The sequence below is a fragment of the Mycobacterium asiaticum genome (assembly GCF_001668675.1).
Lineage (GTDB): Bacteria > Actinomycetota > Actinomycetes > Mycobacteriales > Mycobacteriaceae > Mycobacterium > Mycobacterium asiaticum_D.
Genome location: NZ_LZKQ01000142.1, coordinates 1 through 20,385 on the forward strand (window position 1 = coordinate 1; position 20,385 = coordinate 20,385).

Consider the following 20,385-nt stretch of genomic DNA (forward strand, 5'->3'; position numbering starts at 1 on the left):
CGGGTACTTCGCGCAGGAACATGACACTTTGGACAACGACGCCACCGTTTGGCAGAACATCCGCCACGCCGCGCCCGAGTCGGGCGAGCAGGATCTGCGTGGCCTGCTGGGGGCGTTCATGTTCAGCGGCCCGCAACTCGAGCAGCCCGCCGGCACGCTGTCCGGTGGTGAGAAAACCCGACTCGCCCTGGCCGGGCTGGTGGCCTCGACGGCCAACGTGTTGCTGCTCGACGAACCGACCAACAATCTCGACCCGGCCTCGCGCGAGCAGGTGCTGGACGCGCTGCGCAGCTACCAAGGCGCGGTGGTGCTGGTGACGCACGACCCGGGCGCGGCCGAGGCGCTGGATCCGCAGCGTGTCCTGCTGCTTCCCGACGGCACCGAGGATTATTGGTCCGAGGAGTACCGGGACCTCATCGAGTTGGCCTGATCGGTTTCGGCAAAAACATCCCCAATTCGCCGCGGGATTCTTACCCTGAATGCCAGGGGGTAGCCGTGGAGGTTCTCGATGCGGAAGTCGAAGAAGACCCGCGAGGAGATGTTGCACGAGTTGCGCAACGCCTACGAAAAGGGCGCCAGCATCCGCAACCTGGCGGCTACCACCGGCCGGTCCTACGGGTCGGTCCACAGCATGCTGCGCGAGTCGGGCACCACGATGCGCAGCCGCGGCGGGCCCAACCACCGCTCCCGGTCCCGCTGAACGCGGCGTAGCGCGACTGCGAGAATCCCTTTGCTCGCAGTCGCGCTGCGCTCGTCCGCTCAATCGGTCAAATCGGCTGTGCGAACTGAGTTTTCGACCAAATCCAGGACGGCTGCAAGCCGCTGCGGATCTTCCCCGGAAGCCAACCTGGCCACCAGCCCGTCCAGCACCAGATCCAGATAACAGTGCAGGACGTCACTGGGCACGTCGTCGCGCACCCGTTTGGCCTCCTTCTGGCGGCGCAGCCGTTCGGTGGTCGCGGCGGCGAGTTCCGCCGACCGCTCGGCCCAGCCGCGGCTGAACTCCGGGTCGTGGCGCAGCTTGCGGGCGATCTCCAGGCGAGTGGCCAACCAGTCGAATTGTTCGGGCGTGGCAAGCATGTTGCGCATCACCTGAATCAGCCCCTCGCGCGACGCGACTTCCGCCATCCGTTGGGTGTCCTCGCGCGCCAGCGCGAAGAACAGGGCGTCTTTATCCCGGTAATGGTGGAAGATCGCGCCGCGCGACATCCCGATCGCCTGCTCCAACCGTCGCACCGTGGCTTGGTCGTAGCCGTACTCGGCGAAACAGCGGCGGGCACCGTCGAGGATCTGACGGCGCCGGGCCTCCAGATGGTCCTCGCTGACTTTGGGCACGAGCGGGCCTGGTGTGGACGCTAGCCAGACTTGAGCATGTTCCGCAGCACGTACTGCAGGATGCCCCCGTTGCGGTAGTAGTCGGCCTCTCCGGGTGTGTCGATCCGCACCACGGCGTCGAACTCGATCGGGTCTCCGGAGTCCTTGCTGGCCTTGACCTTCACCGTCTTCGGTGTCTTGCCGTTGTTGAGCTCCTCGATACCGGTGATGTCGAACACCTCGGTCCCGTCGAGTCCCAGGTCCTTGGCGGACTTGCCGTCCGGGAACTGCAGCGGGATCACGCCCATGCCGATCAGGTTGGAGCGGTGGATGCGCTCGAACGACTCGGCGATCACCGCGCGCACCCCGAGCAGCCGCGTTCCCTTGGCCGCCCAGTCCCGTGACGATCCGGAACCGTACTCCTTACCGCCCAGCACCACCAGTGGAATGTCCTGTGCCGCATAGTTTTGCGCCGCGTCGTAGATGAAGGCCTGGGGCGCGTCATCCTGGGTGAAGTCGCGGGTGTAACCGCCCGAGACGTCGTCGAGCAACATGTTGCGCAACCGGATGTTGGCGAACGTGCCGCGAATCATCACCTCGTGGTTGCCGCGTCGGGAACCGAAGGAGTTGTAGTCCTTGCGCTCGACGCCGTGCTCGTCGAGGTACTGCGCGGCCGGGGTGCCCGGCTTGATGCTGCTGGCGGGGGAGATGTGGTCGGTTGTCACCGAATCACCCAGCAGGGCAAGCACTCTGGCGCCGGTGATGTCGGCCACCGGCTCGGGCTCGGCGGGCATGCCGTCGAAGTACGGAGGCTTGCGCACATACGTCGAGTCGGGGTCCCACTCGAAGGTGTTGCCGCTCGGCGTCGGCAGGTTCCGCCACCGCTCGTCACCCTTGAACACATCGGCGTAGTTGCTGGTGAACATCTCCTGGTTGATCGCCGAGGCGATGGTGTCCGAGACGTCCTTCTGCGACGGCCAAATGTCCTTCAGGAAGACGTCATTGCCGTCTTTGTCCTTGCCCAGCGGGTCGGATTCGAAGTCGAAGTCCATGGTGCCGGCCAGGGCGTAGGCGACCACCAACGGCGGCGAGGCCAGGTAGTTCATCTTCACGTCCGGGTTGATCCGGCCTTCGAAGTTCCGGTTGCCGGACAGCACCGCCGCCACGGAGAGGTCGTTGTCGTTGACTGCCTTGGAGATCTCGTCGGGCAGTGGACCGGAGTTACCGATGCAGGTGGTGCAGCCGTAGCCCACCAGGTAGAAGCCCAGCTTCTCCAAATACGGCCACAGACCGGCCTTTTCGTAGTAGTCGTTGACGACCTGCGAGCCCGGCGCCATGGTGGTCTTCACCCATGGCTTGGAGGCCAGGCCCTTCTCCACGGCGTTGCGGGCCAGCAGCGCCGCGCCCAGCATCACCTCGGGGTTGGACGTGTTGGTGCACGACGTGATGGCCGCAATCACCACCGCGCCGTGGTCGAGCACGAACTCGCCACGCTCGTCGGACTTCACCGTCACGGGGTTGCTCGCCCGGCCCTTGGCGTTCTGGGCGGCCGAGAACACCTCCGGCTTGTCGTCGGCGTGCCCGTTCTGCGGCTGACCGGGGTCGCTGGCGGGGAAGGATTCGTCGACCGCCTCGTCCAGCTTGGAGTAGTCCTTCTTGTCCGGGTCGTCCCCGACGTAGTTCGGAATCTGTTCGCGGAACGCGGCTTTCGCCGCCGACAACGCGATCCGGTCCTGCGGGCGCTTCGGCCCGGCGATCGACGGCACCACCTCGGACAGGTCCAGCTCCAGGTATTCGGAGAACGCCGGCTCGCGCTCGGGGTTGTGCCACAGGCCTTGCTCCTTGGCATAAGCCTCGACCAGCGCCAGCTGCTCCTCGCTGCGCCCGGTGAACTTCAGGTAGTCGATGGTTTCCTGGTCGATCGGGAAAATCGCTGCGGTGGAGCCGAATTCGGGGCTCATGTTGCCGAGGGTGGCGCGGTTGGCCAGCGGCACCTCGGCCACGCCCTCGCCGTAGAACTCGACGAACTTGCCGACGACGCCGTGCTTGCGCAGCATCTCGGTGACCGTCAGCACCACGTCGGTGGCGGTGACACCCGGCTGGATCTCACCGGTCAGCTTGAACCCGACGACGCGGGGGATCAGCATCGACACCGGCTGGCCGAGCATCGCCGCCTCAGCCTCGATCCCGCCGACGCCCCAGCCCAAGACGCCGAGGCCGTTGACCATGGTGGTATGGCTGTCGGTGCCCACACACGTGTCGGGATAGGCCTGTCCGTTGCGGGTCATCACCACGCTGGCCAGGTACTCGATGTTGACCTGGTGCACGATGCCGGTGCCCGGCGGGACCACCTTGAAGTCGTCGAAAGCGCCCTGGCCCCAGCGCAGGAACTGGTACCGCTCGCCGTTGCGCTCGTATTCGATCTCGACGTTGCGCTCGAACGCATCGGCGGTGCCGAACAGGTCGGCGATCACCGAGTGGTCGATCACCAGGTCGGCCGGCGCCAGCGGGTTGACCTTGTCGGGGTCACCGCCCAGGTCGCCGACGGCCTCGCGCATGGTGGCCAGGTCGACGATGCAGGGCACCCCGGTGAAGTCCTGCATGACCACCCGGGCCGGCGTGTACTGGATTTCGATGCTCGGTTCGGCTTCGGGGTCCCAGTTCGCGATGGCCTCGATGTGTTCCTTGGTGATGTTGCTGCCGTCTTCGTTGCGCAGCAGATTCTCGGCCAGGACCTTGAGGCTGTAAGGGAGTTTCTCCGTGTTGGGGACCGCGTCGAGACGATAGATCTCGTAGCTGTTGTCACCGACCTCGAGGGTGTCGCGAGCTTCGAACGAATTCACCGAACCTTTGCTAGTCACATCAACTCCCTGGATTAAGTTCTCTTCGCCGACGGGCCGTGTCGACGAATGCGGTGCCACTTTAACAGTACGCTTGTCCTGCAAAACGCAGCACCCGTACCGGCCAGTCTTGTCCTGTCGGCTCTGCGGGGGAAGCCCCGGGGTTGATAGGCCGGGCGATGCGCTGCCCGATACGCCACCGATACGCTGCGCAGCGCGCCGAGCGTCACACCAGAGTGACGGCGGTGGTCGAGCGTCACGCCAGCGTGACGTTCGGGATGAGAGGAGCGATGCGCTGCCCTGCGCGGTCGCTGACCAGTACGCCGAGCGTCCCACTAGGCCGAGCGTCCCACTAGAGTGACGGCGGTAGCCGAGCGCCACCCCAGCGTGACGCTCGGGCTGAGAGGAGCGACGACGACGATGACCAACCTGCCGCAGACGATCCCGTTTCTGCCGGAATACATTCCGCAGGACGTGGACATCGAGTCGATCAAGGCGCAGGTCGCCGTCGACGGCGTCGCGGCGGCGCCCGCGGCCGAGCCCGGTCTGCTCGAGGTGGTCAACCAGGCTCGCGGCGACGGCATCAACCTCAAGATCGTCCTGCTCGACCACAACCCGCCCAGCGACACCCCACTGCGCGACATCGCGACCGTTGTCGGCGCCGAACACCCCGATTCGACGGTGCTGGTGCTCAGCCCGAGCTATGTCGGCAGCTACAGCTCGCACTACCCGCGGGTGACGCTCGAAGCCGGTGAAGACCACTCCAAGACCGGCAATCCCACCCAGTCCGCGCAGAACTTTCTGAACGAACTCAACACCCCCGAGTTCCCCTGGACGGCGTTGACGATCGTCCTGCTGATCGTGGTGTTTGCCGCCGCCGTCGTCGGGCGCGTCATGCAGCTCCGCAACAGGCAGCCAGCAACGTCGGGCGCCCCGGCGGAGATCGCCGAGGACGCCGACAACCCGAGCGTCTAGCGAGCTTACCGCCCTTTTATCGCTGCCGCTGCAGCGCCTACGCCGCTAGTTCGGCAAACCCACCAGGTCACTGTTGGGTCACAGTAAACGCACTTCCAGAGTGCAATTTGTGACTTGCGTTTCTTTGGGGACAGCTGTGACGTACGGTGCGAATGATGCTTGTGATGCTAATGGCGCTACCAGTGCATTTCGGCGCCGTCCGTCCGAGATGAGCCCCAAGGAGATCGACGTCGTATGAGACGGACAAGCCCCAGCTCCGCTACGCGAACCGCCGCCAGGCTGTTACGACCAGCCGTCCCGGTGGTAATGAGCGCGGCGTTGCTGTTCTGCACGCCCGAGCTCGCCACCGGGGTCGCCTGGGCAGATCCTGCCGCCGATTCGATGGCGGTCCTGATCGCCAATGTCGCCAAGGCCAACCAGCGCCTGGAAGATCTGAGCGCCGCAGTAGAGATGGAGCAGGAGAGCGTCAACAAGGCGTTGGTGGCCGTGGAGGACGCCCGCGAACACGCCGAGGTGGCCGGCCGCGAACTCGAGGCCACCCAGCAGTCGGTCAAGGACGCAACCGCCGCGATCGCCGCGGCCCAACACCGCTTCAACACCTTCGCGGCGGCCACCTATATGAACGGTCCCTCCGACGGCTACCTCACCGCGCGCAGCCCCGAGGACATGATCGCCGCGGCGACCGCCACCCGAACCATGGCCGCCAGCGCGGCGGCCGTGATGGCCAAGCTGGAGCGGGCCCGCACCGAACAGCTGAACAAGGAATCGGCCGCGCGGCTGGCCAAGGAGAAGGCCGACAAAGCCGCCGCGGACGCCAAGGCCAGCCAGGACGCGGCGGCGGCCGCGCTCAGCGAGACCCAGCGCAAGTTCGACGAGCAGCGCGATGAAGTGAACCGTGTCGCCGCCGAACGCGAACAGGCCGAGGCCAAGCTGCAGCAGGCGCGGCTGGTGGCGTGGCAGGCCGCCGGCGGCCAGGGCGCCCCGCCGATCGGCATGTGGGACTCCGCCGACGGCCCCGGCGGTGGCCGCCGCTGGGACGGCTGGGACCCCACTCTGCCGCAGGTGCCCAGCGCCAACATCCCCGGCGACCCGATCGCCGTCGTCAACCAGGTGCTCGGATATTCGGCGACGTCGGCGCAGGTCACCGCGCAGATGGGGCGCAACTTCCTGCAGCAGTTGGGCATCCTCAAACCCGACGACACCGGCATCACCAACGCGCCTTCCGGAGCGAGGTCGGGCCGGATCCCCCGGGTCTACGGCCGGCAGGCCTCCGAGTACGTCATCCGTCGCGGCATGTCCCAGATCGGTGTGCCGTACTCCTGGGGCGGCGGCAACGCCGCCGGCCCAAGCAAAGGAATCGACTCCGGGGCCGGCATCACCGGCTTCGACTGTTCGGGCCTGGTGCTGTACTCGTTCGCCGGCGTAGGCATCAAGCTGCCGCACTACTCCGGGTCGCAGTACAACCTCGGCCGCAAGATCCCGACCGCTCAGATGCGCCGCGGCGACGTCATCTTCTACGGGCCGGGCGGCTCTCAGCACGTGACCATCTACCTCGGCGACGGCCAGATGCTCGAGGCGCCCGACATCGGTCTGAAGGTCCGGACCGCCCCCGTGCGCACCAGCGGTATGACGCCCTTCGTAGTCCGCTATATCGAGTATTAACGAGGTTTCATGCGTCACAAGCGAATTCGTTTCTCCCTAGCCTGGATCACCGTGTTGGTGACCGGGCTTTTGCTCGCTGTGGCCGCCCCGGCCGCGGCCGACCCGGGGGAGTGGGACCCGACCCTGCCGGCCGCGATCAGCGCCGGCGCTCCGGGCGACCCGCTCGCGGTCGCCAACGCCTCGCTGCAGGCCACCGCTCAGGCCACCCAGACCACGCTCAACCTGGGTCAGCAGTTCCTCAGCGGGTTGGGCATCAACCTGGGCGGTCCGGCCGCGCCGGCCGCGTCGACCAACACCAGCGGCAGCCGCATCCCGCGGGCAAACGGCAGGCAGGCGATCGAGCACGTGATCAAGCGCGCCGGGTCCCAGATGGGCGTCCCCTACTCGTGGGGCGGTGGCTCGCTGGAGGGCCCCAGCAAGGGCGTGGACGACGGGGCGAACATCAACGGCTTCGACTGCTCGGGGCTGATGCGGTACGCGTTCGCCGGCGTCGGTGTGCTGATCCCGCGGTTCTCCGGCGACCAGTACAACGCCGGGCGCCACATTCCGCAGAACGAAGCCAGGCGCGGCGACCTCATCTTCTATGGGCCGAACGGCAGCCAGCACGTCACCATGTATCTGGGCAACGGGCAGATGCTGGAGGCTTCCAGCCTGGCCGGCAAGGTCACCATCAGCCCGGTGCGCAAACCCGGGATGACGCCCTATCTGACTAGGATCATCGAGTACTGAGCCGGGCGGCCTGCTTGACCGTGCGTCGACGGATCCCCAGACGCCTGGAATAGTTGAACGCGGGCACGTCGCTGCCCGGTGACATTAGTCGGGTCGGCAGTCGTGTCGGGATGAGCTGTGGAGGGTTGTTGATGACATCAGCAGGAGGCGGTTACCCGGGTCCGGGTGGGCATTCGGCCCCGCCGACCCAGGAGGCGCACGTCAGTGGCTCTTCAGGCGGCTCGGATGGCCTGGCCGCCGAGGTGCACACCCTCGAGCGGGCCATTTTCGAGGTCAAGCGGATCATCGTCGGCCAGGACCAGCTGGTGGAGCGCATGCTGGTCGGCCTGCTGGCCAAGGGCCACGTGCTGCTCGAAGGTGTGCCCGGCGTCGCCAAGACCCTGGCGGTGGAGACCTTCGCGCGCGTGGTCGGCGGCACCTTCGCCCGCATCCAGTTCACCCCGGACCTGGTGCCCACCGACATCGTCGGTACCCGCATCTACCGCCAGGGCAAGGAGGAGTTCGACACCGAACTCGGCCCGGTGGTGGTCAACTTCCTGCTCGCCGACGAGATCAACCGTGCCCCCGCGAAGGTTCAGTCGGCGCTGCTCGAGGTGATGGCCGAACGCCACGTCTCCATCGGCGGCAAGACCTTCCCGCTGCCCAATCCGTTCCTGGTGATGGCAACCCAGAACCCCATCGAGCAGGAGGGTGTCTACCCGCTGCCCGAGGCACAGCGCGACCGCTTCCTGTTCAAGATCAACGTGGGCTACCCGTCCCCCGAGGAGGAGCGGGAGATCATCTACCGGATGGGCGTGACCCCGCCGCAGCCCAAGCAAATCCTCAACACCGGCGACCTGCTGCGCCTGCAGACCGTCGCCGCCAACAGCTTCGTGCACCACGCCCTGGTCGACTACGTCGTCCGGGTGGTCACCGCGACGCGGCACCCCGAGCAGCTGGGCATGAATGACGTCAAGACCTGGATCGCGTTCGGCGCCTCGCCGCGCGCCTCGCTGGGCATCATCGCCGCATCCCGGGCCCTGGGCCTGGTGCGTGGGCGCGACTACGTGATCCCGCAGGACATCATCGACGTCATCCCCGACGTGCTGCGGCACCGGTTGGTACTCACCTACGACGCGCTCGCCGACGAGATCACCGCCGAGACGGTGATCAACCGAGTCCTGCAGACGGTGGCCCTGCCGCAGGTGAACGCCGTTCCGCAGCAAGGACATTCGGTTGGCCCGGTGATGCAGGGCGCCGCGGTGGGCGGTCGGTGACAGATAAGAAGGCGGTTCGCCATCCGCCCTCGATGCTGCGCGGCACCATCGACGACCCGAAGTTGTCGGCGGCGCTGCGTACCCTCGAACTGACCGTCAACCGCAAGCTGGACGGCATCCTGCACGGCGACCACCTCGGTCTCATCCCGGGGCCCGGCAGCGAACCCGGGGAGTCGCGGGTTTACCAGCCCGGTGACGACGTGCGCCGGATGGACTGGGCCGTGACCGCCCGTACCACCCACCCCCACGTTCGGCAGATGATCGCCGACCGGGAGCTGGAGACCTGGCTGGTGGTCGACATGTCGGCCAGCCTGGACTTCGGCACGTCGACGTGCGAGAAGCGGGACCTGGCGGTGGCGGCCGCGGCGGCGATCTGTTTTCTCAACGTCGGCGGCGGCAACCGGCTGGGTGCGTTGATTTCAAACGGCGACAACATGATTCGGGTTCCGGCCCGGTCCGGTCGGGAGCATGTGCACACCTTGCTGCGCACCATCGCGACCACCCCCAAGGCGCCGGTCGGAGTGCGCGGTGACCTCGCCGCGGCCATCGACGCCCTGCGCCGACCCGAACGGCGTCGCGGCATGGCGGTGATCATCAGCGACTTCCTCGGCCCGATCGACTGGATGCGACCGCTGCGCGCGATCGCGGCCCGCCACGAGGTGCTGGCCGTCGAGGTACTCGATCCGCGCGACGTCGAACTACCCGATATCGGTGACGTGGTGCTGCAGGACGCCGAGTCCGGCGCCGTGCGCGAATTCACCATCGACACGCAGCTGCAAACGGACTTCGCCAGAGCCGCCGCCAAGCACCGCGACGACGTGGCCCGCACCATCCGCGGGTGCGGCGCCCCGGTGATGACGCTGCGCACCGACCGCGACTGGATTGCCGACATCGTTCGTTTCATCTCCTCCCGCCGGCGTGGGGCGATGGCGGGACGCCGGTGACCGAATTGCTCACCTTTAAGACGGGTCTGTTATGACGTTGCCGTTGCTGGGGCCGATGACACTGTCCGGCTTCGAACACTCGTGGTTTTTCCTGTTCTTGTTCGTCGTCGCCGGGCTGATTGCCCTGTATGTGGTGCTGCAGCTGGCGCGGCAGCGACGGATGCTGCGCTTCGCCAATATGGAGTTGCTGGAAAGCGTTGCGCCCAAACGGCCTTCGCGCTGGCGGCACATACCCGCGATTCTGCTGGCACTCTCGCTGGTGTTGTTCACCGTGGCCATGGCGGGGCCGACGAACGACGTGCGGATCCCGCGCAACCGCGCGGTGGTGATGCTGGTGATCGACGTATCGCAGTCCATGCGCGCCACCGACGTCGAGCCCAACCGGATGGTCGCGGCCCAGGAGGCCGCCAAGCAGTTCGCCGACGAACTCACCCCGGGGATCAACCTCGGCCTGATCGCCTACGCCGGAACCGCGACGGTGCTGGTATCGCCCACCACCAACCGGGAAGCCACCAAGGCCGCGCTGGACAAGCTGCAGTTCGCCGACCGCACCGCCACCGGTGAGGGCATCTTCACCGCGCTGCAGGCCATCGCCACCGTCGGTGCGGTGATCGGTGGCGGCGACACGCCACCGCCGGCGCGCATCGTGTTGTTCTCCGACGGCAAAGAGACGATGCCGACCAACCCGGACAACCCCAAGGGCGCCTTCACCGCTGCCCGCACCGCCAAGGACCAGGGCGTGCCCATCTCGACGATCTCGTTCGGCACGCCGTACGGTTTCGTCGAGATCAACGACCAGCGTCAGCCGGTGCCCGTCGACGACGAGACGTTGAAGAAGGTCGCGCAGCTTTCCGGTGGAAACGCTTACAACGCCGCGACTTTGGCCGAGCTGAAGGCGGTCTACGCCTCTCTGCAGCAGCAGATCGGCTACGAGACCATCAAGGGTGACGCGAGCGTGGGCTGGCTGCGGCTCGGCGCGTTGGTGCTGGCGATCGCCGGCCTGGCGGCGCTGCTGATCAACCGGCGCCTGCCCACCTAGTTTCTTTGGTTCCGCGAGCCGAACCTGGCTGCGAATTCCGGGCGCGGATTTCGCAGTGGGGTTTGGTTCGTGAGCTTGTCATCCACTCCTCGCGCCAGTCGGGCCCGCCGCACTCGATCAATGATGTCGGCGGGATGGTCTCCGGCTAACACCCGCACCACGATCCAGCCGTAGCTATGTGTCACCTTTTCGTGGCGACGGATGTCTTTCCGAACGTGGTAGCGGTTAGTCAGGTGATGGTCGCCGTCGTATTCGGCGGCGACTTTGATGTCCTCCCAACCCATGTCCAAGTACGCCTCCGCCCAACCCCATTCGTTACACACCGCGATCTGCGTTTGCGGACGCGGGAAGCCCGCGCGGATCAACAGCAGGCGCAGCCACGTCTCCTTCGGTGACTGTGCGCCGCCGTCGACCAGGTCGAGAGCGGCTCGGGCGGTTTTGATGCCGCGACGGCCCCGATACCGCTCGCCCAACAGCTCGACATCCGCGACTTTGACGTCGGTTGCCTGCACCAAAGCGTCGACCGCGGCGACCGCGGTGTCGAGCGGCAACCGACTGGCTAGGTCGAGGGCGGTCCGCTCGGCAGTGGTGACGCGCATGCCGTCGATCAGACAGATCTCGTCGACCTCGATGCGGTCTTCCCAGGTCTGGACGCCCGGCTCGCGGCGGCTATTCGCGTGAATGATCGACGCCGGGAGTTCGGGGCCGATCCACTTGGCACCGTGCAGGGCGGACGCCGAGTAGCCGGCCAGCACGCCGCGCCCGCGCGAGCGCAGCCACAGTGCCTTCGCCCGGAGTTGTGCGGTCAGTTCGACATCGCGCGGCACATACACATCTTTGTGTACGGCGAAAAACCGACTGCGCAATTGATAGGGCGTCAGCGCGCCCGCAGCAAGGGCTTTACTGCCCATAAAAGGAGCTGTCATGCCCGAAGTGTGCTGCGTCACACTGACAGGGCTGCGCGAGCCGAACCTGGCCGCGATATTTGGGCTTGGAATTCGCAGTGTGGTTCGGTTCGCGGCCGGGCCACCAGCGAGGCGATTTCAAGCCAACCACGGCGAGGCGATAGGTTGACGGGGTGACTGACACAGCCACTGAAGCCGCCCCCGCCGTCGGCAAACCCCCATTCGTATCCCGTTCAGTCCTGGTCACCGGCGGAAACCGGGGCATCGGGCTGGCCATCGCGCAGCGGTTGGCCGCCGACGGCCACAAGGTCGCCGTCACCCACCGCGGATCCGGTGCGCCCGAGGGCCTCTTCGCCGTCGAGTGCGATGTCACCGACAACGATGCCGTTGACCGCGCCTTCAAAGAGGTCGAGGAGCACCAGGGTGCGGTCGAGGTGCTGGTGTCCAACGCCGGCATTTCCGCGGACGCCTTCCTCATCCGGATGACCGAGGAGCGCTTCCAGAAGGTTATCGACGCGAACCTCACCGGGGCGTTCCGTGTGACCCAGCGGGCATCGCGCAGCATGCAGAAGAAGCGGTTCGGCCGGATCATCTACGTCGGCTCGGTCTCGGGCAGCTGGGGGATCGGCAACCAGGCTAACTACGCGGCCTCCAAGGCCGGGCTGATCGGCATGGCCCGCTCGATCTCTCGCGAGCTGTCCAAGGCCGGAGTCACCGCCAATGTCGTCGCCCCCGGATACATCGACACCGAGATGACCCGGTCACTGGATGAGCGCATCCAAGAAGGGGCACTGCAATTCATCCCGGCCAAGCGCGTCGGCACCGCCGCCGAGGTCGCCGGCGTGGTCAGCTTCCTCGCGTCCGAGGATGCGAGCTACATCGCCGGCGCCGTCATCCCGGTCGACGGCGGCATGGGCATGGGCCACTGATTCCCTTCAAGACACAAGGACATTAGGACAGACATGGCAGGACTGCTCGAAGGCAAACGAATCCTGGTCACCGGGATCATCACCGACTCGTCCATCGCGTTCCACATCGCCCGGGTCGCCCAGGAGCAAGGCGCTCAGCTGGTGCTGACCGGGTTCGACCGGTTGCGGCTGATCCAGCGCATCGCCGACCGGCTGCCGGAGAAGGCGCCGCTGCTCGAACTCGACGTGCAGAACGAGGAGCACCTGTCCACCCTGGCCGACCGGGTGCTGGCCGAGATCGGCCAGGACAACCGGCTCGACGGCGTCGTGCACTCGATCGGGTTCATGCCGCAGACCGGCATGGGCATCAACCCGTTCTTCGAGGCGCCCTACGAGGACGTGTCCAAGGGCATCCACATCTCCGCCTACTCCTACGCATCGCTGGCAAAAGCGTTGCTGCCGATCATGAACCGCGGCGGGGCGATCGTGGGCATGGACTTCGACCCCACCCGCGCGATGCCGGCCTACAACTGGATGACGGTCGCCAAGAGTGCCCTGGAATCGGTCAACCGGTTCGTAGCCCGCGAGGCCGGCAAGGTCGGCGTGCGCTCGAATCTCGTTGCGGCCGGGCCGATTCGGACCCTGGCGATGAGCGCCATCGTCGGCGGCGCGCTCGGTGAGGAAGCCGGAGCCCAGATGAAGCTGCTGGAGGACGGCTGGGACCAGCGCGCCCCGATCGGCTGGGACATGAAGGACCCGACCCCGGTCGCCAAGACGGTGTGTGCGGTGCTGTCCGAATGGTTGCCCGCCACGACCGGCGACATCATCTACGCCGACGGCGGCGCCCACACCCAGTTGCTATAGGCATCATGGACTTTGATGCCGTCCTGCTGCTCTCGTTCGGCGGGCCGGAAGGGCCCGAGCAGGTGCGGCCGTTCCTGGAAAACGTCACCCGGGGCAGGAATGTGCCGCCCGAGCGGCTGGATGACGTCGCCGAGCACTACCTGCATTTCGGTGGTGTGTCCCCGATCAACGGGATCAACCGGGCCCTGATCGGCGAGTTGCAGGCCGAGCAGGACCTGCCCGTGTATTTCGGCAACCGCAACTGGGAGCCGTACGCCGAAGACGCCGTTGTGGCCATGCGCGACAACGGCGTTCGGCGGGCCGCGGTGTTCACCACTTCGGCGTGGAGTGGCTATTCCAGTTGCACGCAGTACGTCGAGGACATCGCGCGGGCCCGCGAGGCGGCCGGCCCGGACGCGCCGGAACTCATCAAACTGCGGACCTACTTCGACCACCCGCTTTTCGTCGAGATGTTCACCGATGCGGTGGCCGCGGCCGCCGCAACCGTGCCCGCGGGTGCCCGGCTGGTGTTCACCGCGCATTCCGTGCCGATCGCCGCCGACCGGCCCTGCGGCCCGAATCTCTACAGCCGCCAAGTCGCCTACGCCGCAAGGCTTGTCGCGTCAGCGGCCGGCTACGACGACTACGACCTGGTGTGGCAGTCCCGTTCGGGGCCACCACAAGTGCCCTGGCTCGAACCCGACGTCGGGGACCACCTCGCGTCGTTGGCTCAGGTCGGCACCAAGGCTGTAATCGTTTGTCCCATCGGGTTTGTCGCCGATCACATCGAGGTGGTCTGGGACCTGGATACTGAGTTGCGGCAGCAAGCCGAGGCGCTGGGTGTCGCGTTCGCGCGCGCCACGACACCCAACGCCGACCGCCGATTCGCCCGGCTGGCCGTGGATTTGATCGGTGAGCTGCGGGACGGGCGCGCGCCCGCACGGGTCAGTGGCCCGGGTCCGGTGGCAGGGTGTCTGGCCAGCGCCAACGGCGAGCGGTGCGCGCCGCCGCATTGCGCTGCGCGCTAGTCCGTCCAGGCCGAGTGCAGGATCGCGGTGACCGCCGCCATCCGCGCCGAACGCACCACGGCCGTCAACGGCCGCAGGGCGCTATTGGCGATCTGTCCTTCCGAGGACGACTGCGTGCCCGGCAATTCCGGGCCGGCGGCCATCCGGTCGGGCAGGCGACTCGCCCCGGCGCTGACCGCGATGATCGCATCAACGTGTGCCGCGTTTTCCAGCACGCGGAGCGCGCGTGTCGGTGCATGGTCGGGAACCCGGTGCTGCCGACATGATTCCAGCAGCTGCTCCACCATGCCGCGCGGGTCTTCGATGTCGCTGTTGGCCGAACCCAGGCCCATGGTGCTCAGGGCGTCGGCGGCCGAGCGTACCGCTGACCGCAGCGCGTACTCGGCGTCACCGAGCTCATGGTGGTCGAACACCGGGGTGGCCGGCAGCGAGTACACCATCCACGTCAGCGCGCACAATTCGGGCACGACGGAGTCGTCGTCGATGTCATCGAAGTCGCTGTAGGTGAACTCGGGGACGAGGCCGATCGCCGCGCCCGGTTCGTCCGGGTTGCTGACGATCACCGCTTCGCCTGCGGCCAGCGCGTCGCGCTGGAACTGGGTGCCCGCGGACAACCCACGAACGTCGCCGGGCACCGGCAGAACCACGTTGATGGTCCCTCGCAGGCGTCCGGGCGCCGCCGGCGACTTGCGGCCCACCGCCGCGCGCAACGTCTGCAGCAGACACACCGTGCCGGCGTCGTTCACGTCCGGCCACGGCAGGCCGGTATGCCCGGCGGCTACGGCATCATACGCGGCCACCGATTGCCTTGGCGCCCATAGGGATAACGCGTCCAAAACGTCGTCGGGGGCGGCCTTGCCCGCGAGCCAGGCATTGGCCCACATCGACAACGAAACACTCGGGCACCACATGATCTCGCAGTGTAATAGTTCGCCGCTATTAGCGTGGTTCACGCAGTATTCTGTGCGCATGTCCGTGGCGCTGGTTTGGCTGATCGCAGCTTTGCTGCTCGTCGGCGCGGAGGCCCTTACCGGCGATCTGTTCCTGCTGATGCTCGGGGGCGGCGCGCTGGCCGCTTCGGGGAGCAGTTGGCTGATGGATTGGCCGCTGTGGGCCGACGGACTGGTCTTTTTGATCGTCTCGGTGATGCTGCTGGCGCTGGTGCGTCCGGCGTTGCGGCGACGGATGACCTCCGGCAAGGCCGTGAAGATGGGTGTTCAGGCGCTCGAGGGCAAGAGCGCCCTGGTGCTGGACAGGGTTGCTCACGATGCGGGTCAGGTGAAGCTGGACGGCCAGGTGTGGACGGCCCGCCCGCTCAATGCGGGCGACGTGTTCGAAGCCGGCGAATCGGTGACCGTGGTGCACATCGACGGTGCCACGGCGGTGGTCTTCAAGGACATCTAGGACATCTAGGCGCTCGAGAAAGGGGCTCCGGTGGAAGGTGCAGTTGCAGGTTTGGTGTTTCTGGCCGTCCTGGTCATCTTCGCGATTGTGGTGGTGGCCAAATCGGTTGCGTTGATACCGCAGGCCGAGGCCGCGGTGATCGAGCGGTTGGGCCGCTACAGCCGAACGGTCAGTGGCCAACTCACGTTGCTGGTGCCGTTCATCGACCGCATCCGAGCTCGGGTGGACCTGCGCGAGCGGGTCGTGTCGTTCCCACCGCAGCCCGTCATCACCGAGGACAACCTGACGCTGAACATCGACACCGTCGTCTACTTCCAGGTGACCGTCCCGCAGGCGGCGGTATATGAGATCAGCAACTACATCGTCGGTGTCGAGCAGCTCACCACCACCACGCTGCGCAACGTCGTCGGCGGCATGACCCTCGAACAGACGCTGACCTCTCGTGACCAGATCAACGCCCAATTGCGCGGGGTGCTGGATGAGGCGACCGGTCGCTGGGGCCTACGGGTCGCCCGAGTGGAGTTGCGCAGCATCGACCCGCCGCCCTCGATTCAGGCTTCGATGGAAAAGCAGATGAAGGCGGACCGGGAGAAGCGCGCGATGATTCTGACCGCCGAGGGCACCCGGCAGGCGGCAATCATGCAGGCCGAGGGTCAGAAGGCTTCGCAGATTCTGGCCGCCGAGGGTGCCAAGCAGGCGGCCATCCTGTCCGCCGAAGCCGACCGGCAGTCCCGAGTGCTACGCGCCCAGGGTGAGCGAGCCGCCGCTTACCTGCAGGCCCAAGGGCAGGCCAAGGCCATCGAGAAGACGTTCGCCGCCATCAAGGCCGGCCGGCCTACGCCGGAGATGCTGGCCTATCAGTATCTGCAGACGCTGCCGGAGATGGCCCGCGGTGACGCCAACAAGGTGTGGGTGGTGCCCAGCGACTTCAACGCGGCCCTGCAAGGGTTCACCAGGCTGCTCGGCAAACCGGGCGAGGACGGTGTGTTCCGGTTCGAGCCGTCGCCGGTCGACGACGCTCCGCGGCACTCGGCCGACGATGACGATGCCGAGGTCGCGGACTGGTTCCGCGGTGACGAGGATGCGGCAATCGGGCAGGGGTCCAGGACGGAGGTCCTGCAAGTCAATCCGGCCGAGCGTCCGTTGAGCAACCCGCCCGAGTTACGTCAATAGGCCCGAGTTACGTCAATAGGATTGTGGGATGAGCACTTTGACGTCACCCAAGACCTACGCGGCGCTGGCGGCGCTGCAGGCCGGCGATGCGGTCGCGTGTGCGATTCCGCTGCCGCCCATCACGACCGCGCTGGACACCGTCGGATTGCCCGAGGGCGTCCGCCCGGTGCTGCCGGTGGTGAAAGCCGCCTCGGCCGTCGGACTCGCCTCGGTGACCCGGTATCCGGCCCTGGCCAGGCTGACCACCGCACTGCTCACGCTCTACTTCGTGCTGGCCCTCGGTGCGCACATCCGCGTCCGGGACAAGGTCGCCAACGCGCTGCCGGCGGCTGTGTTCCTGGGACTGTTCGCCGCGATGACGGCCAAGGGGCCGGAGTCAGCCCGCCATCCGTAGCTCCACCATCGGCAGCGGTTGGTCGCCGAGCGTTTCTCCGAGGACGTGCTGGAACTGCTGCCAGGCGCGCGGGTGGCGGCGTTGATACTCGGCCAGGATGGCGTCGGCTTCTTCTTCGCTGAGCACGCGTGCGGTGGCCGCGGCGGGCGCGCGGCTACGGATGAAGACGCGCACGCGCGGGTTGGCCTGGATGTTGCGGAACCACTGCGCCTTCGCCCCGAAACCCGAAGGAACGATGTAGGTGTCAGGGCTGGGGTGGCCGACCACCTCCAGCACGACGTATCGGGGCAGGCCCGATTTGCGGCCGACGTGTTCGAGCATCAGCATGCGAGAGCCGAATAGCGCCCCGGCGCCCGCTTTGTAGATCCAGATCGGGGCGCGCACAAGCTTGCGGGAGCGCAGCAGGCGTGCGCCTGCCCGCGCGACAAGGCCTGGTGTACCCGTGGTCGTGATCCCTTCCGTTTCTTCGAGGGTGCCACGAGCCGGTGGGGTGTCGCGAGGGTGCGCAGATGTCCGCCGACACGCCGGTCGGCGTGGCATTCCGCGCACCCTCGGCGGATGAGGTCGGGCGCGTGGCCGGTAGTTTGCGGCCTAACCCGCCGCGAGGGTGCGCAGATGTCCGGCGACACGCCGGTCAGCGTGGCATTCTCTGCACCCTCGCGGCCGCGAAGCTACCGCGGGGGAGCGGGCGATGCGCTGGGCCCGGTCGACGGCGATGCCGGCGGCTGGCCCGGTCCCGGCGGCTGGCCCGGTCCCGGCGGCTGGCCCGGCCCCGGCGCCTGCTGAGCACCCGGCCCGCCAGGGCCCATCGGCGGCGGTCCGCCCGGGAACGGCGGTCGCATCCCCATAGGTCCGTGGCCCCACGGACCCTTCGGTCCGGCCATCGGTCCGCCGGGGCCTGGCGGCGGGGCGCCGAAGTGCGACGGTCCAGGAGGCCCGAATCCCGGTGGCGGCGGGGGCGGCCCAAAGCCGAAGGCCATGACCAGGGCAGCGGCCCCCGCGGTGAAGATGGCACCCAACAAGCCGCCCAGCAGCCCGGCGCCGAACACCACGCGGGTGGAGTGGCGGCGTTTCTCCGTCACCACCGGGGCAGCCGCGGGTGCGGGCACGGCGGCCGGTTGCTCGGGGGCGACCGTGGATTCTTCGGAGGTCATGCGACTCCTCACGTCATCGGATTGATTGGCAACCGCGACGGTAGGAGCCGAACTTGAAGTGGAGCTGAAGAACTCAGCGTGGGCCGGGTTGCGGCAGTGGCGGCGGCACCGGGATCAGGCTGGGCGCTGACGACGGCCCGACACTGGGTGCCGGCGCGACGCTGGACGCCGGTGGTGGCGGCGGATAACTCGGCGTCGAAGAAAACTGCGGATACGGCGGCGGGGGCAGCTGCACGCGAACGGTGAACACCAGACCGGTCACCGCGAAGGCGGCCGCAGCCCCGAGCGCCAGACCCGCCAGCCCGGCGCCGACCACGACACCGGTGGAATGCCGCCGGGCGGGTGGCGGTGGGGCGGCCGGCGGCGTGTTGGTGGAGGTCACGCGGTGAGCGTAACGCCAGTTACGCTCGCCAGGTATGACCGAGTTCAGCGTCGGCACGCCGCGGGTGCTGGTGGTCGAGGATTCCGAAACCATCCGCGAAATGGTCAGCGAAGCGCTGGCCGACGCCGGCTACCACACCGATACCCGTTGTGACGGCGACGGATTGGAAGAGACCCTGGACGGCGTGCGGCCCGATCTGGTGGTGCTCGACGTGATGCTGCCCGGCCGCGACGGATTCGAGCTCATCGACGTGATCCGCGAGTGGGGGGAGATCGGGATCGTGTTGATCACCGCCCGCGACGGGTTACCGGACCGGCTGCGCGGCCTGGACAGCGGAGCCGACGACTACGTGGTCAAGCCCTTCGAGCTCGCCGAGCTAGTGTCACGGGTGGGCGCGGTGCTGCGGCGCCGCGGGCGTCTGCCCACCGTGGTGCAGATCGGCGACGTGATCCTCGACGTCGAGGCGGGCGTGGCGGCGCGCGACGGACATCGCCTCGACCTGACCGCCACCGAACTGAAGCTGCTGCACTACCTGGTGGAACAGCGCGGCCGGATCGTCAGCGCTGGCCAGATCCTGGGCGCGGTGTGGGGTTACGACGCATACGACCCGAACCTGGTGCAGGTGCACATCAGCGGGTTGCGACGCAAGCTCGAAGCGCACGGGCCGCGCATCCTGCACACCGTGCGCGGCATCGGCTACCGCCTGCAGCCGTCACGGTCATGACGAACCAAAGCGTGACACCCACACCGTCGCTGCAGCGCCGGGTGCTGGTGCTGGTCATCGCGCTGCTGGCGGTGCTGCTGTTGGTGCTCGGTGTGACGGTCGACGTCATCCTCGGCGTGCAAGGCCGCCGCAATCTGCACGACCGGTTGCTCGCCGCTACCTCGCGCGCCGACGCGCTGGCGGCGGCCCACACCGCGCCCGACCTGTTGGCCGAAGAACTCAACGGCGGCAGCGTTCGTGCGCTCGTCGTCACCGTCGACGGCGCCACCTACGGTGATCCCGGTATCAGTCCCGATACCAAAGCCGGTCCAACGGCCGCAGCGCCGCCCGGCTCACCGCGATCAGCAGCAGGGCCGCGACCACCAGTGTCGCCAGGCCGGCACTGATCATCAGTTGACGCAACTGCCGGGTGACTTGGGTGGTCTGCGTGGTGTCGGCGACCAGGATCACCCGCGCGCCGTCCGGCAGTGGGTGCACCAGCACCGTCGCGGTGCCGTCCGGTGGGAACCCGGGTGGGGGCGGAGGTGGCGGCAGTGGCGGCGGTGGCGGACCGGACGGCGGGCCCGGCATGGGCATCGGCATCGGCATTGGTGGATGGCCGGGCGGCGGTGGACGGCGCGGCGGCGGAACCATCGGACCGGCTTTGGTATCGGGACTGATACCGGGATCACCGTAGGTGGCGCCGTCGACGGTGACGACGAGCGCACGGAC

22 protein-coding genes and 2 pseudogenes are annotated in these 20,385 nt (G+C 67.5%); 16 read left to right on the plus strand and 8 right to left on the minus strand.

Features of this window, described 5'->3' with window-relative positions:
• Positions 1-430, plus strand: a 430-nt coding sequence (locus A9X01_RS12115; protein ID WP_155772049.1) for an ATP-binding cassette domain-containing protein, incomplete at its 5' end; no start/stop codon positions are given.
• Positions 431-508: 78 nt separating this feature from the next.
• Positions 509-700 carry a helix-turn-helix domain-containing protein gene (locus A9X01_RS12120; RefSeq protein WP_065121016.1) on the plus strand — a complete coding sequence of 64 codons (192 nt, stop codon included), beginning with the start codon at positions 509-511 and terminating at the stop codon, positions 698-700.
• Between the two features lie 59 nt (positions 701-759).
• On the opposite strand, the gene A9X01_RS12125 is transcribed toward A9X01_RS12120, so the two are convergent.
• Both A9X01_RS12125 and A9X01_RS12130 read right to left on the minus strand, forming a co-directional pair.
• On the minus strand, positions 760-1,335 hold the full coding sequence (locus tag A9X01_RS12125) for a TetR/AcrR family transcriptional regulator (RefSeq protein WP_065121017.1): 576 nt from the start codon (positions 1,333-1,335) through the stop codon (positions 760-762).
• A 20-nt stretch (positions 1,336-1,355) separates the two neighbouring features.
• Positions 1,356-4,175, minus strand: a complete 2,820-nt coding sequence (locus A9X01_RS12130) for an aconitate hydratase (protein ID WP_155772050.1) — start codon at positions 4,173-4,175, stop codon at positions 1,356-1,358.
• Between the two features lie 399 nt (positions 4,176-4,574).
• Here A9X01_RS12130 and A9X01_RS12135 point away from each other — a divergent pair, with 399 nt between their 5' ends.
• From A9X01_RS12135 to A9X01_RS12160, 6 genes are all read left to right on the plus strand, one after another.
• Positions 4,575-5,129 carry an Rv1476 family membrane protein gene (locus tag A9X01_RS12135; protein WP_065121019.1) on the plus strand — a complete coding sequence of 185 codons (555 nt, stop codon included), beginning with the start codon at positions 4,575-4,577 and terminating at the stop codon, positions 5,127-5,129.
• Between the two features lie 234 nt (positions 5,130-5,363).
• Entirely contained in the window at positions 5,364-6,791 is a 1,428-nt protein-coding gene (ripA, locus tag A9X01_RS12140; protein WP_065121020.1) for an NlpC/P60 family peptidoglycan endopeptidase RipA, read from the plus strand.
• A gap of 9 nt (positions 6,792-6,800) precedes the next feature.
• The gene (ripB, locus tag A9X01_RS12145) at positions 6,801-7,520 is read left to right on the plus strand and encodes an NlpC/P60 family peptidoglycan endopeptidase RipB (RefSeq protein ID WP_065037642.1); all 720 of its coding nucleotides are present in this window, start codon (positions 6,801-6,803) and stop codon (positions 7,518-7,520) included.
• A 131-nt stretch (positions 7,521-7,651) separates the two neighbouring features.
• A complete protein-coding gene (moxR1, locus tag A9X01_RS12150) occupies positions 7,652-8,776 on the plus strand; it encodes a chaperone MoxR1 (protein ID WP_065121021.1) in 1,125 nt (374 codons plus the stop codon).
• A gap of 32 nt (positions 8,777-8,808) precedes the next feature.
• Positions 8,809-9,720, plus strand: a complete 912-nt coding sequence (locus A9X01_RS12155) for a DUF58 domain-containing protein (protein ID WP_081282339.1) — start codon at positions 8,809-8,811, stop codon at positions 9,718-9,720.
• Positions 9,721-9,751: 31 nt separating this feature from the next.
• A complete protein-coding gene (locus A9X01_RS12160) occupies positions 9,752-10,759 on the plus strand; it encodes a VWA domain-containing protein (RefSeq protein ID WP_065121022.1) in 1,008 nt (335 codons plus the stop codon).
• Here A9X01_RS12160 and A9X01_RS12165 read toward each other — a convergent pair.
• Positions 10,756-11,685: a hypothetical protein gene (locus A9X01_RS12165; protein ID WP_253849103.1), complete on the minus strand. Its 930-nt coding sequence runs from the start codon at positions 11,683-11,685 to the stop codon at positions 10,756-10,758. The two genes, A9X01_RS12160 and A9X01_RS12165, sit on opposite strands and share 4 nt — an antisense overlap.
• 152 nt (positions 11,686-11,837) lie before the next feature.
• Between A9X01_RS12165 and fabG1 the strand changes: the two genes are divergently transcribed.
• The 3 genes and pseudogenes from fabG1 to A9X01_RS12180 all read left to right on the plus strand — a co-directional run bounded on the left by fabG1 (position 11,838) and on the right by A9X01_RS12180 (position 14,474).
• Positions 11,838-12,593 (plus strand): 3-oxoacyl-ACP reductase FabG1, encoded by a 756-nt coding sequence (gene fabG1, locus A9X01_RS12170; protein WP_065121023.1) that lies wholly within the window; start codon positions 11,838-11,840, stop codon positions 12,591-12,593.
• 33 nt (positions 12,594-12,626) lie between these two features.
• Complete coding sequence (gene inhA, locus A9X01_RS12175; RefSeq protein ID WP_065121024.1) at positions 12,627-13,436, plus strand: NADH-dependent enoyl-ACP reductase InhA; 810 nt, start codon at positions 12,627-12,629, stop codon at positions 13,434-13,436.
• 5 nt (positions 13,437-13,441) lie between these two features.
• Positions 13,442-14,474, plus strand: a pseudogene (locus A9X01_RS12180) (ferrochelatase).
• Here the strand turns inward: A9X01_RS12180 and A9X01_RS12185 are convergent.
• The gene (locus tag A9X01_RS12185; protein WP_065121026.1) at positions 14,440-15,354 is read right to left on the minus strand and encodes an Rv1486c family protein; all 915 of its coding nucleotides are present in this window, start codon (positions 15,352-15,354) and stop codon (positions 14,440-14,442) included. The pseudogene A9X01_RS12180 and the gene A9X01_RS12185 overlap by 35 nt on opposite strands.
• 58 nt (positions 15,355-15,412) lie before the next feature.
• Here A9X01_RS12185 and A9X01_RS12190 point away from each other — a divergent pair, with 58 nt between their 5' ends.
• From A9X01_RS12190 to A9X01_RS12200, 3 genes are read left to right on the plus strand one after another with little or no spacing between them, the layout of a single operon-like run.
• Positions 15,413-15,847, plus strand: coding sequence for an NfeD family protein (locus A9X01_RS12190; RefSeq protein ID WP_065121027.1), 435 nt, complete (start codon positions 15,413-15,415; stop codon positions 15,845-15,847).
• Positions 15,848-15,877: 30 nt separating this feature from the next.
• Complete coding sequence (locus A9X01_RS12195; RefSeq protein WP_065121028.1) at positions 15,878-17,020, plus strand: SPFH domain-containing protein; 1,143 nt, start codon at positions 15,878-15,880, stop codon at positions 17,018-17,020.
• A 28-nt stretch (positions 17,021-17,048) separates the two neighbouring features.
• Entirely contained in the window at positions 17,049-17,414 is a 366-nt protein-coding gene (locus A9X01_RS12200; protein WP_065121029.1) for a DoxX family protein, read from the plus strand.
• On the opposite strand, the gene A9X01_RS12205 is transcribed toward A9X01_RS12200, so the two are convergent.
• The 3 genes from A9X01_RS12205 to A9X01_RS12210 form a co-directional block, all read right to left on the minus strand.
• A complete protein-coding gene (locus A9X01_RS12205) occupies positions 17,397-17,867 on the minus strand; it encodes a nitroreductase family deazaflavin-dependent oxidoreductase (protein ID WP_065121034.1) in 471 nt (156 codons plus the stop codon). The genes A9X01_RS12200 and A9X01_RS12205 overlap by 18 nt on opposite strands.
• A gap of 218 nt (positions 17,868-18,085) precedes the next feature.
• On the minus strand, positions 18,086-18,568 hold the full coding sequence (locus A9X01_RS30850) for a hypothetical protein (RefSeq protein WP_081282341.1): 483 nt from the start codon (positions 18,566-18,568) through the stop codon (positions 18,086-18,088).
• A gap of 73 nt (positions 18,569-18,641) precedes the next feature.
• Positions 18,642-18,950, minus strand: coding sequence for a hypothetical protein (locus tag A9X01_RS12210; RefSeq protein ID WP_065121030.1), 309 nt, complete (start codon positions 18,948-18,950; stop codon positions 18,642-18,644).
• Positions 18,951-18,984: 34 nt separating this feature from the next.
• Between A9X01_RS12210 and A9X01_RS12215 the strand changes: the two genes are divergently transcribed.
• Both A9X01_RS12215 and A9X01_RS12220 read left to right on the plus strand, forming a co-directional pair.
• Positions 18,985-19,674 (plus strand): response regulator transcription factor, encoded by a 690-nt coding sequence (locus A9X01_RS12215; protein WP_065121031.1) that lies wholly within the window; start codon positions 18,985-18,987, stop codon positions 19,672-19,674.
• Entirely contained in the window at positions 19,671-20,060 is a 390-nt protein-coding gene (locus A9X01_RS12220) for a hypothetical protein (protein ID WP_065121032.1), read from the plus strand. Before A9X01_RS12215 ends, A9X01_RS12220 begins: the two co-directional genes overlap by 4 nt.
• Here the strand turns inward: A9X01_RS12220 and A9X01_RS30855 are convergent.
• A pseudogene (locus A9X01_RS30855) lies at positions 19,975-20,385 on the minus strand (two-component sensor histidine kinase); the annotation flags it as partial. The gene A9X01_RS12220 and the pseudogene A9X01_RS30855 overlap by 86 nt on opposite strands.

Excerpts from the sequence above, each read along its gene's own strand:
- A9X01_RS12120 (WP_065121016.1), top strand. The coding sequence starts at position 509 with ATGCGGAAGTCGAAGAAGACCCGCGAGGAGATGTTGCACGAGTTGCGC.
- ripB (WP_065037642.1), top strand. The coding sequence starts at position 6,801 with ATGCGTCACAAGCGAATTCGTTTCTCCCTAGCCTGGATCACCGTGTTG.
- inhA (WP_065121024.1), top strand. The coding sequence starts at position 12,627 with ATGGCAGGACTGCTCGAAGGCAAACGAATCCTGGTCACCGGGATCATC.
- ripA (WP_065121020.1), top strand. The coding sequence starts at position 5,364 with ATGAGACGGACAAGCCCCAGCTCCGCTACGCGAACCGCCGCCAGGCTG.
- A9X01_RS30850 (WP_081282341.1), bottom strand. The coding sequence starts at position 18,568 with ATGACCTCCGAAGAATCCACGGTCGCCCCCGAGCAACCGGCCGCCGTG.
- A9X01_RS12185 (WP_065121026.1), bottom strand. The coding sequence starts at position 15,354 with ATGTGGTGCCCGAGTGTTTCGTTGTCGATGTGGGCCAATGCCTGGCTC.
- A9X01_RS12155 (WP_081282339.1), top strand. The coding sequence starts at position 8,809 with ATGCTGCGCGGCACCATCGACGACCCGAAGTTGTCGGCGGCGCTGCGT.
- A9X01_RS12200 (WP_065121029.1), top strand. The coding sequence starts at position 17,049 with ATGAGCACTTTGACGTCACCCAAGACCTACGCGGCGCTGGCGGCGCTG.
- A9X01_RS12135 (WP_065121019.1), top strand. The coding sequence starts at position 4,575 with ATGACCAACCTGCCGCAGACGATCCCGTTTCTGCCGGAATACATTCCG.
- A9X01_RS12160 (WP_065121022.1), top strand. The coding sequence starts at position 9,752 with ATGACGTTGCCGTTGCTGGGGCCGATGACACTGTCCGGCTTCGAACAC.
- moxR1 (WP_065121021.1), top strand. The coding sequence starts at position 7,652 with ATGACATCAGCAGGAGGCGGTTACCCGGGTCCGGGTGGGCATTCGGCC.
- A9X01_RS12215 (WP_065121031.1), top strand. The coding sequence starts at position 18,985 with ATGACCGAGTTCAGCGTCGGCACGCCGCGGGTGCTGGTGGTCGAGGAT.
- A9X01_RS12165 (WP_253849103.1), bottom strand. The coding sequence starts at position 11,685 with ATGACAGCTCCTTTTATGGGCAGTAAAGCCCTTGCTGCGGGCGCGCTG.
- A9X01_RS12220 (WP_065121032.1), top strand. The coding sequence starts at position 19,671 with ATGACGAACCAAAGCGTGACACCCACACCGTCGCTGCAGCGCCGGGTG.
- A9X01_RS12190 (WP_065121027.1), top strand. The coding sequence starts at position 15,413 with ATGTCCGTGGCGCTGGTTTGGCTGATCGCAGCTTTGCTGCTCGTCGGC.